Source organism: Streptococcus halichoeri (assembly GCF_019774635.1).
GTDB classification, from domain to species: Bacteria; Bacillota; Bacilli; order Lactobacillales; family Streptococcaceae; genus Streptococcus; species Streptococcus halichoeri.
Genome location: NZ_CP081502.1, coordinates 1,975,923 through 1,989,907, shown reverse-complemented (window position 1 = coordinate 1,989,907; position 13,985 = coordinate 1,975,923). Strand labels below are relative to the sequence as shown.

The following is a 13,985-nucleotide window of genomic DNA, read 5'->3' as shown; positions in this document are numbered from 1 at the left end:
ATGTATCGAATCGCTATCATCGAAGATGAACATCTTATTCGCCAATGGTTGCATCAAGCCCTTACAGCAAAATCAGAGACGTTTTTGCTTGTTGGGGAAGCAAAAGATGGCCGAGAAGGCAGTCAATTAATCCTTGACACGCAGCCAGATATTGTCTTAACAGACATTAACATGCCAATCATGTCTGCCTTTGATATGTTTGAAGCGACCAAAGAAGTCTCTTATGCCAAGATTATCCTGTCTGGCTTTGCCGATTTTCCAAACGCCCGAAATGCTCTACACTATGGGGTTTTGGAGTTTTTAGAAAAGCCACTCACAAAAGATACACTGTATCAATGCTTAGATCAGGTTCTGGCAAGGTTAGATTGTGATACAAGCCAAGCAGTCAAGATTCCCTATCTAACGTTGCCTCAGTTGTCTCAGGAAATGCCTCATTCTATTTATGAATTGGTGACCTTCATTCAGACGCATTATCATGAGAAGTTATCCATTTCACTTTTGGCTCAGCAATTGGGCTATAGTGATAGTTACCTGTACCAGTTGGCGAAAAAGCACCTGGATATGACGTTGAATGATTATATTAATCAATTTCGGGTGAATCAAGCTATGCGCCTCTTGGTTACGAAACCCAATATGCTTGTTTATCAAGTTGCAGAAGCTGTAGGTATTTTTGACTACCGTTATTTCGATCGCGTCTTTAAAAAATACCTTGGGCAAAATGCCACACAATTCCGTGAAGGTATCTGGCAGGTGCAAGCAAATGGAGGCCAATATGCAAAAACAAAAGATTAAAGGCCAAAGACGCCTTTTGCTGATCCTGATTGGCTTAGCTGGTTTAGGATTCTTGGGCTCTTACTTAATACCGCGGTATTGGACAATACAGCACTCCCATCCCAAGCAGCTAGTCATTATGACTCCAAACAGTCAATCTGTTTTGACGGGAACCGTTCTTGCTTTTGAGGAAAAATATGGTATTTCAGTAAAACTCATTCAAGGTGGAACAGGCGAATTAATGACAAAAGTGGTGAAGCACCGAGCACCGCAAGCAGATCTCTTTTTTGGAGGGAACTACACCCTTTTTAATCGTCATAGTCAGTATTTTACCCCCTATCGCTCTAAAGAATTGCCACAGGTGCTAGCAGATTATCGTCTGCCTAACCATTTTGCCACGCCTTATACTATTAATGGCAGTGTACTGATTGTTAACAATGAACTAGCCAAACACACCCCGATTACTAGTTACCAGGACCTGCTAAATCCGGATCTAAAAGGCAAGATTGCTTTTGGAAATCCAAACACCTCCTCAAGTGCCTTTTCTCAATTGACCAATATTTTGTTAGCTAAAGGTGGCTATAAAAATCCACAAGCCTGGCACTATCTCAGACAATTGCTGCGAAACATTGATCATGTGCAGTATCAGTCCTCAACAGAAGTCTATCAATCCGTAGCCGAAGGCAAGATGACAGTTGGTCTCACATACGAAGACCCCGCCCTTGCTTTACAAAAAAGCGGTGCCAATGTGTCAGTCGTCTATCCCAAAGAAGGTGTTGTTTTTGTGCCATCATCTGTTGCCATCATAAAAGGCAGCTCAGCTCAAACAGAGGCTAAACAGTTTATAGATTACATCCTCTCAAAAGAGGTCCAAGAAGCCTTTGCCCTCTCTGCGACGAACCGTTCCATAAGACAGGATCAGCAGACAAGTAGTGAATTGAAAAAACTAGATGCTATCCCCCTTCTAAAAGAAGACTATAGCTATATCACTAAATCCAAGTCAATCATCCTTAAGCGTTTTAATCAGGCTTGGCTGGAAAATAGCCGAGCTAAGAAATAGGCTTAAAAGGGCCTAGCCAATGCCTTTTTTGATCAGTTTGCCTTTGCAGTGCCGGGTAGCATTTGCTAACTCAGCAAGCAGAGCTGGTAACCTCAAAAATAAGACCTGCTCTGCTTTTAACCACCACCAACCAAGAATTTTTTCTCTAAAATCCTATTAGCAGTGAGTAAGTAGATGACCCAAGCCTTGAGTCTAGGGAAAAGAGAGTATAAAAAAACAAAACAGAAGATTATTTTCTGTTTTGTTTTTTTGTTAAGTGCTGCCGCCGCCCAAACAGAGCAGCTTAGCCAGAAATCGACTCTTGTTTTATTCAACCTTGTCTTTGCGGTAAATGAGCAGTCCCACAACCATTGCACCAATGATAAAGAGAGTTAACATCCCAGCAGGCTTAGCAATATCTCCTGTAAGTGACATTGCTTGACGAAGGCCAGCTACGGAATAGTACATTGGTAAGAAGTGTCCAATCTTCATGAAAATTGGAGGTACAATCTGCAATGGATAAGTCCCAGCACTTGATCCGAGTTGGAAGAGCAAGAAGAAGAGTGAGGCAAAAGAGCCAAAGCGGCGATCCCAGCCTAAGAGGGCGGTTACCACTGCCATCAAGGCCCAAGCTGTCAACAAAATGATGAGGAAGGTTGAAGCCTTGTGACTTGGCTCAAATCCCATCAAGAGGATGGTGACAAAAAGGATGATAGCAGCTAGAGTAGAAATCAACCCATTGATTAAAAGTTTTGATTTAGCCCAGGTAAAGCGATCTTGGTGTTTTTCTCCATTTAACATATCGTAGAAGATAATGTTAGCCGCCATAGCAGCAACCAAGAGGGCGATGGACATCATGTAAGGCGCCATACCAACGGCATTGACCTTAACATTATCTTTATCTTGGTGTGTGAGCTTGATTGGTGCAGCCAAATCTTTGGCATTGGCTTGTTTAAAGTCAATGGTTTTTAGACCGCGACCAGCAGAACCAAGTTTGTCAGCTAAGGTATCAGCCCCATCAGTGAGTGTCACGAGTCCATTGTTTAATTGTTGGCCACCGTCAGCTAGCTTGCTAGCCCCACCAGCTATTTGTCCAGCGCCATTAGCTAATTGATCAGCTCCGCTCATTAATTGGCCAGAGTTGCTGTCTAAGGTTGCTACACCAGTTGCGGCTTTTGTTACCCCCGCATTTAAATCAGCAGATTTACTATTAAGCAGATTAGCGCCATCAGCTAATTGGTTCACACCGTCAGTTAATTTGGCAGAATTACGATTAAGGCGTTCAGCCCCAGCGGCTACCATATTGGCGCCAGCATTTAAACGATCAGATTGACTGTTAAGCATGTTAGCGCCATTTGCTACCTTAGTAACGCCATTTGTATATTGGATAAGGCCAGTCGCTAATTTTTGACTGCCTTGGCTAGCTGTTTGCAATTGATCAACGCCAGCAGCTAACTTGTTACTTCCAGGGACCATTTGGCCTAAAGCCGTGTTGATTTGGTTAAAAGATTGAACGGTTGCTGGAATGGCTTGATCAGCTGCAGAGGCTAGTTGTTGCGTAGATGATTTTAGTTGTGTCAATTGGTTAGCCGCACTAGTCATCGCTTGGGCTGCCTTGGAGAGATCTTGAAGTGATCCTTGGATGGTTTGGACATCTCCTAAGATAGCTTGGGCTGCTGCGGCAGTATTTGGATTGCTGCTTGGAGCAGGCTCACTAGCGGCATTTTGAATAGCCGCGTTGATTTCAGCCTTTTGCTCAGGCGTCATAGTTTGATAAGCCGCGGTACCTTGAACGGCAGCTAAGGCCTTGGCGTTAGCATTAGTTGTACCTGTATTTGCTGATGCAGCTGCTAGCATTTTGGCCTGCGCAGCAATATCACTAAGGGCTGTGGTTAGGTTAGTTGTATCAACTTGGGGAATATCTGTTTGGCTTTGCGATAGGACAGTGTTTAACTTATCAACCCCTGCTTGAAGCTGACCTAGGCCAGTTTTTAGTGTTTGCAAGTCTTGGCTGTTTGTTTTTGCTTGTAAAGCATTCAAACCAGCGTTTAACTGTTTGGTTCCATCGATTAATTGTTGCATGCTAGCAGAACCACCAGCCAGTTGCTTAGCACCGGCCACTAATTGAGGAGTGTTACGATTTAATTGGTTAGCTCCTGCTGAGAGTTCAGCAACGCCACCTGTATACTTATTAAGTCCTGAGGCCAAACTTCCTAAACCATTATGTAATTGAGCGACCCCTCCAGTATATTGGATAACACCAGCTTGAATTGGCGCAATACCATTGGAGAGTTTGGCCACCCCAGCAGTATATTGGTTAACCCCGTTTGACAATTGTCCTAAGCCCCCATTTAATTGAGCGACCCCATTAGTGTATTGGCCAAGGCCATTAGCTAATTTGCCAGCGCCAGCTTGGAAGGTTTGACTAGAAGTGGCTAAAAGATTGAGATTACTTGAGAGTGCCTGACTACCATCGGCTGCTTTTTTAGCGCCATCGGCTAATTGTTGGCTACCATCTGCGGCTTTGCCAACTCCGCCTTGCAGGTTAGATAATTTATCAAATAATAATTGATTGTAGGTCTTGGTTACTGTTTTGGAAATTTTGGATTCCATTTTAATCATCATTGACTGGCTGAGCTTTGAAGCAATGAAGTTGTGACCCTTGGACGTTTCATAGTGAACCACGGCCTTTTGCGGATGATCAGTAAGAATAGTCACTGCCTTTTGCGAAAGGTCTTTTGGAAAAGTGACAATCATAAAGTACTTGCCATCATGAAGCCCTTTTTTGGCTGTTTTTTCTGATACAAAATGAAAGTCTAATTCCTTGCTCTTTTCAAGGGTGTCTACAATTTTGTCACCAGCATTGATGCTTTTATTTTGAAAGCTAGCTTCTTTGTCTTGATTGACAACAGCTACAGGGAATTGATCGAAGTGTCCATAGGGATTCCACATAGACGTAAGGAATACTAAGCTATATAACGCAGGTACCAAGGCGATACCTACGATGGTCACCCATAAATTTGGACGTTTTAATAATGTTTTTAATTCATTAAACATCTTGTCTCCTTTATACATTATGTCCATTTGTAATACATTGTTTATTATACGAATTTTTTGTGAAAACTCAAGTATTAATTACTAAAATTTGGACAAAGTGTTCAAAAATGTACAAATTAATTGACGGAAACGTTTCCAAAAACTTATCTTGACTGGTCCGGTGTTGGTTCTGTGAAAAGAAGATAGAACCGGCAATTCAAAGCCAACCTGTGCTTATTGCATACTTGGGCCGATTTAGGGGAATGGCATCCAAGGTTTTTTAATAGAAGGGATTTATAGAAGTGTTGATCTACGTGCGAGCAATCACTGCCTTGCTATTGCTGCTAGCTGGTAAGAGGGAGGCCGGTGCGCTCACCTGCAATCGTTTAAGACTTAGTCATGACATTCAATGGTGAGGGCGTCAAAAAATTTCCGCAAGGAGACTTTTCCGCCGGACAGTCTGTCTTTTTGAATGGCTTGAATTTCCTTATGGATGTTTTGATAACCAAATAAATGATTGGCATATTGGAGGGTGATAGCATTATCAAAATCATCGATACACAGATGAGCCATGTTAACCATTGCTTTTTTCACGGTCCGTCTGACGCGCTGCATCATGACCTTTTGCTCATGTGAGTCAATCCCCAGTTCTTGCTGTAAATTGAGGTGTTCAAAAGTTATATTTTTTTGGACCATAAGCTGGCAGATGCGCAGAATGTCTGCATAGCCAGATTCTGAAGAAATACTTAAATAGTTAAGGATTGCTTGAGCTTTGGTGAGATAAGGATTATCAGCTTTGACCGGTGTTTTATCGCTCGAGTTAAATGCCAGCAACTGTTGGATAGTCGACAGTTTGTGTTCCATTTCAACACTTTGTGCAACTTTCTTTAAGACGGTCTTTACTTCGACAAGGTTGATTGGCTTACTAATAAAAAACTCAATTCCTGCTCGGTAAGCATTTTGCCTAAGACCCTCATCTTTAACCTGTGAAATCATAATAAATTTAAGTTGCGGCCGCTGTTTGTGAATTTGTTTTACCAGAGAAACACCATCAAGGTTTGGCATCAATAAATCAATCAGGACAATGTCAACATCCCAAATCAGTAAGTCTTTAAAGGCTTCTACTGAAGAATTGCATGTCTTAGAGACAGTGTTGGCAAAGTCATCCTCAATAATATCTGCCAAAATCATAGTAATTGAAGGATCATCATCAATAATATAATAGTTCATTCTTTGACTCCTACTTCTAAACAGCTCTTATCAAAAGTTAAAGTAAAAATAGCACCCTTAGGATAATGGTCGCTTACCTGGATGGTTCCATTATACTGCTCTGCCATAATCATTTTAACATGGGAAAGACCAATCCCCCGGTAAATGTCGCCATTAGCATCAAATTTGGTTGAAAAACCAGGCTGAAAGATACAGTCTTTTAATTTTGCTGAAATGCCAGGCCCATTATCTTTGATTGTAATGGTTAACTGCTCGCTAGTTTCTGTTGTTGAGACTGCAATGGTTCCGTTTCGTTGCTTTCCGATGGCTTCTACAGCATTTAAGAGGACGTTAGAGATGACCGTTAAGAGGAAATAATAATTAGCAACCGTGACATCCAGTGGCCTACTTTCGATAATGATAATGTCTTGTTGATGCGCGTGGATGAGGCTACGCGCGTAGGATAAGACAATCTGAAAAATATCCTTTAAAGCCATAGTTGACTCATTTTTGACACTAAAATAGGTCCCAAGCCCCTTAATGACATTTTGATAGTCTTTTTTGATTTCATGCACATCACGTGCAATATCTAAGGATAAGTGTTGATAATGACTTGGCAAGTGGTGTTTTTCTAATTCTTTATCAAGAAGATAAGCATTTTTCATAATATTTTCAATTTCTTGGATATTCTTTTGCATAAAATAGACTTCACTTTTGACAGCGGCAGAAGACCAGACAAAATAGTAATAACGTTTTTCATGATTTTCTTTTTGCAATAACAAGGTCAGATAATGGTAAGTGTAGGCTAGCGCGCAGCTAATTAGTGCTCGAACAAGAGCCGTTAAAAAAAGTAAGCCAAAAAATTCCAGATGATAATGGGTAAATTTTAGCAGGAGGCTCATTTCAATCACATTGGATAAGTAGTCACAAATAATAATGGCAAAGAAAAAAGTTCCCTTATGACGAGAGGAACGATGCCAATAAATATAGTAGAAAGTGGTACCATAGCAGATATAAAAAATCATGTCGGTGAAGACAAATTCAATAATCCGCATCAATTCGGCATCTCCAACTAAAAATAAGAGTAGCCCACGAAAAATGGGTGAGGCAATCGCAATCCCAAGACAGATGTGAATAGGATTGACATCGTCATTAAAATAGAGAAAGACAGGCAGGATAAATAAGGATAATGTCAAAATAAAACCATCTGTAATAATGGAAATATTCACCTGTGCTGCCAGAGCGATAGTGATAGCAGCAATAAGGATTCTCTGACGTCGCTCCATGTGTTTTTCGGCTAAAATATCAAGCATATTACGCCTTTCTAAAAAATAGTGTGACTATTTTTGAGGTTTTATGAGTTTTTTTGAAAACGCTATCTATAATGTAAGTATAAATAAAAAGGAGGCGATAAGCAATGAAAAATTTACGTCACCGTAATTTTCTAACCTTATTGGATTTTACAAAGCAAGAAGTTGAGTTTTTATTGAATCTTTCTGAAGATTTAAAGAAAGCTAAATACGCTGGCATTGAGCAAAAACGCTTGAATGGTAAAAATATTGCCTTGATTTTCGAAAAAGATTCAACGCGCACACGCTGTGCCTTCGAAGTTGCTGCCTATGACCAAGGCGCTCGTGTAACTTATCTAGGGCCAACAGGCAGTCAAATGGGTAAAAAAGAAACTGCTAAAGATACAGCCCGTGTTCTAGGTGGCATGTATGACGGCATTGAGTACCGCGGTTTTTCTCAAGCGACTGTTGAAACCCTAGCTGAGTTTGCCGGTGTTCCTGTTTGGAATGGTTTAACCGATGCCGATCACCCAACTCAAGTATTAGCTGATTTTTTGACAGCAAAGGAATGTCTCCACAAACCTTATCAAGATATTCGTTTTACTTACGTAGGAGATGGTCGTAATAATGTAGCAAATGCTTTAATGATTGGTGCATCTATTGTTGGAATGACTTTCCACTTGGTTTGTCCTGATGCCTTAAGACCCGAAAAAGCTTTACTTGAAAAATGTCAATCGCTTGCCCAAGCTTCTGGCGCTACTATTGATATTACGAGTGATATTGAAAAGGGTGTGCGGGATTCAGACGTCCTTTACACAGATGTGTGGGTCTCAATGGGAGAACCCGATGACGTTTGGAAAGAAAGAATCAGCTTACTTGAACCGTATCGTGTCACCCAAAAGATGATCGAAATGACCAATAATCCAAATGTTATTTTTGAGCATTGTCTCCCTTCCTTCCATAATATTGATACTAAGATTGGTAAGGAAATTTTTGATAAATATGGTCTCAAGGAAATGGAAGTATCAGATGAAGTCTTTGAAGGACCTCATTCGGTTGTCTTTCAAGAAGCAGAAAATCGCATGCATACCATTAAAGCTGTAATGGTTGCTACCTTAGGGGATTAGGAGGTACCTATGGCCAAAATTGTCGTAGCATTAGGTGGTAATGCACTTGGAAAATCTCCCAAAGAGCAATTACAGCTGGTTAAAAACACAGCGCGATCATTGGTTTCGCTTATTAAAGAAGGTCACGAAGTCGTTATTAGTCATGGCAATGGTCCACAAGTGGGCGCCATTAACTTAGGAATGAACTATGCTGCTGAACATGGTCAGGGCGCAGCCTTTCCCTTCCCAGAATGCGGAGCCATGAGTCAAGGTTATATTGGCTATCATTTACAACAAAGTTTGCTAAATGAATTAAAACAGCAAGGCATTGACAAAGAGGTTGCAACGCTTGTCACCCAAATCGAAGTTGATAAAGATGATTCAGCATTTACAAATCTATCCAAACCAATCGGAGCATTTTATGATCAAGCGACAGCTAAAAAGTTAGCTCAAGCAACAGGCCATACCTTTGTGGAAGATGCTGGCCGTGGTTACCGTCGCGTAGTTGCCTCTCCAGAGCCCATTAATATTTTAGAATTAAAAAGCATTCAAGCACTTATTGAGTCAGGCTCTTTAGTGATTGCTGGCGGAGGCGGTGGTGTCCCAGTGATTAAGACATCAGCTGGTTATGAAGGTGTTGCTGCTGTTATTGATAAAGATAAATCAAGTGCCCTTCTAGCTGGGAAGCTTGATGCAGATCAACTTATTATTTTAACGGCCGTTGACCATGTCTATATCCATTATGGTAAACCTGATCAAAAAGCTCTTAAAAATGTTACTGTTAAAGAAATAATTGATGATGTCAACCGTGGTGAATTTGCAAAAGGGAGTATGTTACCAAAAGTTGTTGCCTGTATGAGTTTCTTAGATAGAAATCCTAAAGGGATGGCTCTTATTACTTCTTTAGAAGGATTAGAGCAGGCCCTGCAAGGAAACATTGGAACACGTATTACTAAATAAAAACAGCTAAGGTACAAAGAAAGCTAGGCAGTCGGTTTTCTTATGTACCTTTTTTTGCAAAAGGCCTCTTAAAATACATATAACAGGAGAAATACTCATGCAGGAAGTTGAAAATGTTAAAAGTGTAAACAAAAATACCAGACGATTCCGGATGCCAGGTGCTTTTACCATTTTGTTTATCTTAACGATTGTGTCTGTATTAGCAACTTGGTTTATTCCCGCAGGATCTTACTCAAAACTACAGTATGATCCAGCAAGTGCCAAATTGATTCAAACCAGTCCACAGGGAAAGACGACCCATTTACCAGCTACCCAAGCGCAGTTGGATAAGATTCATGTCAAAATCAAAATTGAAGAGTTTACGTCGGGGGCCATTAGTAAACCCGTTTCTGTCCCAAATACCTATCAAAGCTTGAAGCAAAACCCGGCAAAACTCAGTGATATTACGACCAGTATGGTAAATGGAACAATTGAGGCTGTTGACATCATGGTTTTTATCATGGTCCTAGGAGGAATGATTGGTGTTGTTAGACGAAGCGGTGCATTTGAAACGGGACTTTTAGCCTTAACTAAGAAAACCAAAGGACACGAATTTATGCTTATCTTCCTAGTCGCCCTTTTAATGGTTATTGGGGGTACCCTTTGTGGGATTGAAGAAGAAGCGGTTGCCTTTTACCCTATTTTGGTTCCTGTTTTTCTAGCTATGGGCTATGATTCGATTATCTGTGTGGGGGCAATTTTTCTTGCTAGCTCAGTAGGGACCTCCTTTTCAACGATTAATCCTTTTTCATCCGTAATAGCTTCAAATGCGGCTGGTATTAGCTTTACTGAAGGATTGGGATGGCGTACCTTTGGTTGTATCATGGGGGCAGTTTTTGTCATTAGTTATTTATATTGGTATGCTAAGAAGATTAAAAAAGATCCGACCTTTTCATATTCTTATGAGGACCGCGAGGAATTTAATGCACGGTGGGCAATTGCAACAGACAATTCTGCCGCAGTTTTTACCTTCAAACAAAAAATCATTTTAATCCTTTTTGTAGTGGCCTTTCCACTCATGGTCTGGGGAGTAATGGCCAAAGGCTGGTGGTTCCCAACCATGGCCTCATCATTTTTAGCCATCACAATTATTATTATGTTTCTGACAGCTACAGGCAAACAAGGCATAGGTGAGAAAGAAGTGGTGGATGAATTTGTTAATGGAGCAGCAAGCTTAGTTGGTGTTTCTCTCATCATTGGATTGGCGCGTGGGATTAACATTATTTTGAACCAAGGATATATTTCTGATACCATGCTCTTTGCAGCTTCAAAAATGGCCTCTCATGTCAGTGGTCCCGTTTTTATCATAGTTATGATGCTTATCTACTTCTTCCTTGGCTTTGTAGTGCCGTCTTCGTCTGGTTTGGCTGTTTTATCCATGCCGATCTTAGCTCCATTAGCAGATACTGTTGGCATTCCGCGTTCAGTAGTTGTGATGGCCTATCAATTTGGCCAATACGCCATGCTCTTTCTTGCGCCCACTGGACTAGTCATGGCGACTCTCCAAATGCTTGATATGAAATATTCCCACTGGTTAAAGTTTGTATGGCCAGTCGTGGCTTTCCTATTAATTTTTGGTGGGGCCTTGTTGGTGCTCCAAGTAGCTATCCTTTAGGCGTTCATTTGAATATTTCTACTATATAAAAGGCAAATCATTCTAAAACCACAGTCTTCTAGGAAATACCGCTATCGTTCGCGGGGAAGGGCTCACGCAGATGAAAGGATGTAAATGTTCCTTTAAAAGCTATGCCGTACTTAAAACCAGTCAGATAGTTCAAGTTAGCCAAATTTAAAGAATAGTGATGTGATAGGTAAAGGGGAAATGAGTGAGGCGGACCGTAAATTAGGCGATTTTTACTGTGCTTATCAAAGTAAAAATCGCTCATGCTCCGCCAATTAACCGTAGAGCTGCCGCAGAGAGAATAAAACAAAGGTGGATTCTCAAAATCAGTCCGCCTAGAAATTAATCTGAGAAAGTTGAAAAGCAGCGCAGAATTTTTGCTTACTACAGCAACTAACTCCAATATTGTTTGAGACTTAATCGGCCGCCAAAAACTTCTTAAGCCAATTGATTTCATAAGGTTTTTGCCGTATAATAGTGCTATGAACGGGCGATTCAAAACTGAAGTCCAGCTAAGACGAGTAGCGCGATTACGAAAAATTGTGGACAAACCCTGTCTACGAGGTTTTAGAGCTATGCTGTTTTGAATGGTTCCAAAACCAAAGCTTTCTTGAGAAGAATAATGTTCATTGTTTTAGAGCTATGCTGTTTTGAATGGTTCCAAAACTAATCAATTTGATAAAGTGGCTACTGAGCTGTTTTAGAGCTATGCTGTTTTGAATGGTTCCAAAACGGAACAACAAGAAAAAACGCTTATCAGCATGTTTTAGAGCTATGCTGTTTTGAATGGTTCCAAAACCATCACAGACGATTCTAGCCCGCCTTGGATGTTTTAGAGCTATGCTGTTTTGAATGGTTCCAAAACAATTTTACGTAAGAAACGGTGATATTATATGTTTTAGAGCTATGCTGTTTTGAATGGTTCCAAAACGGACATACGAGTGAAGCACATCGTGTGGCTGTTTTAGAGCTATGCTGTTTTGAATGGTTCCAAAACTGCAAACTTAGCAGAAGTAGCGGGCCAACTGTTTTAGAGCTATGCTGTTTTGAATGGTTCCAAAACCTTAAGCTTGATTATAGTATATCACCATTTGTTTTAGAGCTATGCTGTTTTGAATGGTTCCAAAACTACCAGCGAAATCGCGAGTATTAAAGCGAGGTTTTAGAGCTATGCTGTTTTGAATGGTTCCAAAACCTTAAGCTTGATTATAGTATATCACCATTTGTTTTAGAGCTATGCTGTTTTGAATGGTTCCAAAACGCTTCAACTAAAATTCCGTGAGTCATTTCGGTTTTAGAGCTATGCTGTTTTGAATGGTTCCAAAACAGCAGATTTAACGACAACTTGTCAACAAGCGTTTTAGAGCTATGCTGTTTTGAATGGTTCCAAAACGCGACTGTTGATTATCAGAACTTGCTATCGGTTTTAGAGCTATGCTGTTTTGAATGGTTCCAAAACACAATGCAATGATTACCGCTGAATTCAGGGGTTTTAGAGCTATGCTGTTTTGAATGGTTCCAAAACATACGGTTGGAAACATAATAGGCGCGGTGTGTTTTAGAGCTATGCTGTTTTGAATGGTTCCAAAACCTTGCTAATTCTCAATGGAACGGCTTGGTTGTTTTAGAGCTATGCTGTTTTGAATGGTTCCAAAACTAAAAAACACAGGCAAACTCGTTCAAGCTTTGTTTTAGAGCTATGCTGTTTTGAATGGTCTTGAACGAAGTGTTAGCTCCGCCTTTCCCCTTTTGATTGCTAAAACTAAAAATAAATTTGAAAATGTACCTTTGTCAATGATGTGAGACCAAAACAGGGATTGAAAGAAACTGAATATGCTATTCTCTAGAAGGAGCTAGCTGCTTCTAGTTTTTTTCTTGTTTCGATGGGTGAGAGCCAGTCAAGGGTCTGCATGGGTAGTCGATTGGACTTGTAGAGGTAGCGCTCCATTTGCTTAATGAGATCGTCGTAGGAGTAGAATTGGAGATGTTGGTAGAATCGCATGTTGTCATTGCGATGACTCCTTTCGACTTTTCCAATATGTCTTGGCGTCCTAGGTCTGATACACTTATGTTCACTGCCGATCTACTGACAGAGGATGTCCAGAGGATGACAGAGGATGTCCAGAGGATGAACCTTGTCGGTTTCCCTAAAATGAGTGAATTCAAAGCCGTTGTCAGTTTGAATGATTTCTGGTTGGTATCTAAAGTGTTTGATAGCCATTTTGACAAATTGGACAGTGGAGTGGGAGCTCTGCTCTTTGAAGGGGAAAATGAATCGCTCTCTGGAGGCCTCGTCTATCATCGTGTACTGGTAAAACTTATCAAGTAGAGTCCCAGTATAACAGCCTTTTGGAACGCACTTGACGTCCATCTGCCACTTGATTCCAAGTTGAGTTGGGGTGTTGTAGGGCTTAGGCTTGTAAGAGTTTTTCTTAGTTTTTTTCACTTTGAAGAAACCCAGTTTTCTCAAGATACGAAAGAGAGAACAGGGGTGTCTGTCGTACCCCTTATTGATTTTAAGTTTGTAGTAAATCTCGATGAGGGAGGCCTTGGGATTGCGACGGATGCAGTTTTTAATCCAGGTAAGCTCCTGCTCAGTATGACTGTTGGGATGCAATTTATGAGGTCGATGAGACTTGTCTTTGAGAGAGTCTTTGGTACCGTCAAACCGCTTATTCCAACGCATAAGAGATGCTTTAGAGACTTTGTAACGCCGACAGATGAAATCAACAGAAAGTACCCTTGCGATAGGTTTTTACGGCGTGATAACGTGTATTGAATCATTCCCGTAGTTAGTTATTCCATAGCCATCATAGCTTTTCAAACCCTCAAAAAAGAAAAATCGCCACGTTAAGTAGCGATTTTTCCCTTTTGTGAGCCTCAATGAAACGTCAAAGCGTTATAATAGTTTTAAG

General features: G+C 40.7%; 8 protein-coding genes, 1 pseudogene and 1 CRISPR repeat array. Of the genes and pseudogenes, 5 read left to right on the top strand and 4 right to left on the bottom strand.

Features of this window, described 5'->3' with window-relative positions:
* Both K5J94_RS09270 and K5J94_RS09265 read left to right on the top strand, forming a co-directional pair.
* The gene (locus K5J94_RS09270; RefSeq protein WP_159549891.1) at window positions 1-792 is read left to right on the top strand and encodes a response regulator transcription factor; all 792 of its coding nucleotides are present in this window, start codon (window positions 1-3) and stop codon (window positions 790-792) included.
* The gene (locus tag K5J94_RS09265; RefSeq protein ID WP_159564966.1) at window positions 773-1,831 is read left to right on the top strand and encodes an extracellular solute-binding protein; all 1,059 of its coding nucleotides are present in this window, start codon (window positions 773-775) and stop codon (window positions 1,829-1,831) included. Before K5J94_RS09270 ends, K5J94_RS09265 begins: the two co-directional genes overlap by 20 nt.
* Before the next feature lie 306 nt (window positions 1,832-2,137).
* On the opposite strand, the gene K5J94_RS09260 is transcribed toward K5J94_RS09265, so the two are convergent.
* The 3 genes from K5J94_RS09260 to K5J94_RS09250 form a co-directional block, all read right to left on the bottom strand.
* Window positions 2,138-4,867, bottom strand: a complete 2,730-nt coding sequence (locus K5J94_RS09260) for a YhgE/Pip domain-containing protein (protein ID WP_221913008.1) — start codon at window positions 4,865-4,867, stop codon at window positions 2,138-2,140.
* 372 nt (window positions 4,868-5,239) lie between these two features.
* Window positions 5,240-6,076 carry a DNA-binding domain-containing protein gene (locus tag K5J94_RS09255; RefSeq protein ID WP_159564962.1) on the bottom strand — a complete coding sequence of 279 codons (837 nt, stop codon included), beginning with the start codon at window positions 6,074-6,076 and terminating at the stop codon, window positions 5,240-5,242.
* Window positions 6,073-7,368: a sensor histidine kinase gene (locus K5J94_RS09250; protein WP_221913007.1), complete on the bottom strand. Its 1,296-nt coding sequence runs from the start codon at window positions 7,366-7,368 to the stop codon at window positions 6,073-6,075. Before K5J94_RS09250 ends, K5J94_RS09255 begins: the two co-directional genes overlap by 4 nt.
* A gap of 104 nt (window positions 7,369-7,472) precedes the next feature.
* Here K5J94_RS09250 and argF point away from each other — a divergent pair, with 104 nt between their 5' ends.
* From argF to K5J94_RS09235, 3 genes are all read left to right on the top strand, one after another.
* A complete protein-coding gene (gene argF / locus K5J94_RS09245; RefSeq protein WP_159544767.1) occupies window positions 7,473-8,471 on the top strand; it encodes an ornithine carbamoyltransferase in 999 nt (332 codons plus the stop codon).
* A gap of 9 nt (window positions 8,472-8,480) precedes the next feature.
* Window positions 8,481-9,410: a carbamate kinase gene (arcC, locus tag K5J94_RS09240; protein WP_159544765.1), complete on the top strand. Its 930-nt coding sequence runs from the start codon at window positions 8,481-8,483 to the stop codon at window positions 9,408-9,410.
* A gap of 97 nt (window positions 9,411-9,507) precedes the next feature.
* A complete protein-coding gene (locus K5J94_RS09235; protein WP_221913005.1) occupies window positions 9,508-11,064 on the top strand; it encodes a YfcC family protein in 1,557 nt (518 codons plus the stop codon).
* Between the two features lie 570 nt (window positions 11,065-11,634).
* Window positions 11,635-12,794: direct repeats of the CRISPR family, unit length 36 nt; unit sequence GTTTTAGAGCTATGCTGTTTTGAATGGTTCCAAAAC.
* Window positions 12,795-12,913: 119 nt separating this feature from the next.
* Here K5J94_RS09235 and K5J94_RS09230 read toward each other — a convergent pair.
* A pseudogene (locus tag K5J94_RS09230) lies at window positions 12,914-13,844 on the bottom strand (DDE-type integrase/transposase/recombinase); the annotation flags it as partial.
* Between the last annotated feature and the right edge of the window lie 141 nt (window positions 13,845-13,985).